Annotated in this window: 2 protein-coding genes; both read left to right on the top strand. The window is 68.6% G+C overall.

Features of this window, described 5'->3' with window-relative positions; genetic code table 11:
* The coding region (gene pdxA, locus JMF90_RS35940; RefSeq protein ID WP_201326237.1) for a 4-hydroxythreonine-4-phosphate dehydrogenase PdxA at positions 1 to 832 on the top strand (832 nt) is incomplete at its 5' end.
* A 47-nt stretch (positions 833 to 879) separates the two neighbouring features.
* Complete coding sequence (gene rsmA, locus JMF90_RS35935) at positions 880 to 1,707, top strand: 16S rRNA (adenine(1518)-N(6)/adenine(1519)-N(6))-dimethyltransferase RsmA (RefSeq protein ID WP_011546170.1); 828 nt, start codon at positions 880 to 882, stop codon at positions 1,705 to 1,707.
* Positions 1,708 to 1,718: the final 11 nt, after the last annotated feature.

Below are 1,718 nucleotides of genomic sequence, written 5' to 3'. Positions count from 1 at the left end.
GGCGGTCGGCGCCGACCCGGCCACGCTGGCCGGCAGCGCGCAGGTGTCGGTCGCGCATCACGCGCTGGCCGTGCCCGCGCAGGCGGGCAAGCTGGACGCGGCGAACGGCCGGTACGTGCTCGGCCTGCTCGACGCGGCGATCGACGGCGCGCTGGCGGGCCGGTACGACGCGATCGTCACCGCACCGCTGCAGAAAAGCACGATCAACGATGCGGGCGTGCCGTTCACCGGCCATACCGAATACCTGGCCGAGCGCACGCATACGCCGCGCGTCGTGATGATGCTGGCCGGCACCGGCCACCGGCCGCTGCGTGTCGCCCTCGCGACCACGCACCTGCCGCTGAAGGACGTATCGGCCGCGCTGACGATCGACGGGCTCGTCGAGACGCTCGCGATCATCGATCGTGACCTGCGGCGCGACTTCGGTCTCGCCGCACCGCGCATCCTCGTGACGGGCCTGAACCCGCACGCGGGCGAGAACGGTTATCTCGGCCGCGAGGAGATCGACGTGATCTCGCCGGCACTGGCCCGCGCGAACGCGCAACACATCGACGCGCGCGGCCCGTATCCGGCCGACACGCTGTTCCAGCCGCGCCATCTGGCCGATGCCGATTGCGTACTCGCGATGTTCCATGACCAGGGTCTGCCCGTGCTGAAGTACGCGACGTTCGGCGAGGGCATCAACGTGACGCTCGGGCTGCCGATCATCCGCACGTCGGTCGATCACGGCACCGCACTCGATCTGGCCGGCACGGGCCGCGCGGATCCGGGCAGCATGATCGCCGCGCTCGATACGGCCGTCACGATGGCGCGCCATCGCCGCGCAGCCTGACGCTGCCGGTTTACCCCATTCGTCGTATTTTTCGTTTCATTCAGTCGATGTCGAACAGCAGACAGCACCAAGGCCATTTCGCGCGCAAGCGCTTCGGGCAGAACTTCCTCGTCGATCACGGCGTGATCGACTCGATCGTCGCGACGATCGGCCCCGCGCGCGGCCAGCGGATGGTCGAGATCGGCCCGGGGCTCGGCGCGCTGACCGGGCCGCTGATCGAGCGTCTCGCGACGCCCGAGTCGCCGCTGCACGCGGTCGAACTCGACCGCGACCTGATCGGGCGCCTGCAGCAACGCTTCGGCGCGCTGCTGGAGCTGCACGCGGGCGACGCGCTCGCGTTCGACTTCCGGTCGCTCGCGGCGCCCGGCGACAAGCCGTCGCTGCGGATCGTCGGCAATCTGCCGTACAACATTTCCAGCCCGCTGCTGTTTCACCTGATGACGTTCGCCGATGCGGTCATCGACCAGCATTTCATGCTGCAGAACGAAGTCGTCGAGCGGATGGTCGCGGAGCCGGGCACGAAGGCGTTTTCGCGGCTGTCCGTGATGCTGCAGTACCGCTACGTGATGGAAAAGATGCTCGACGTGCCGCCGGAATCGTTCCAGCCGCCGCCGAAGGTCGATTCGGCGATCGTCCGGATGATTCCGTACGAGCCGCACGAACTGCCGGACGTCGATCCGGTACTGCTCGGCGAAATCGTCACGGCCGCGTTCTCGCAGCGTCGCAAGATGCTGCGCAATACGCTCGGCGACTACCGCGAGACGATCGATTTCGATGCGCTCGGCTTCGATCTCGCGCGCCGGGCGGAGGACGTGAGCGTGGCCGAATACGTCGGCGTCGCGCAGGCGCTGGCGGCGCTGCGCAAGGCCGGATGACGGACGCGCGT

This window comes from Burkholderia sp. E168m23 (genome assembly GCF_016586125.1).
GTDB classification, from domain to species: domain Bacteria; phylum Pseudomonadota; class Gammaproteobacteria; order Burkholderiales; family Burkholderiaceae; genus Burkholderia; species Burkholderia orbicola.
The sequence above is the reverse complement of the archived record's forward strand: the minus strand, read 5'-3'. Positions and strand labels throughout refer to the sequence as shown.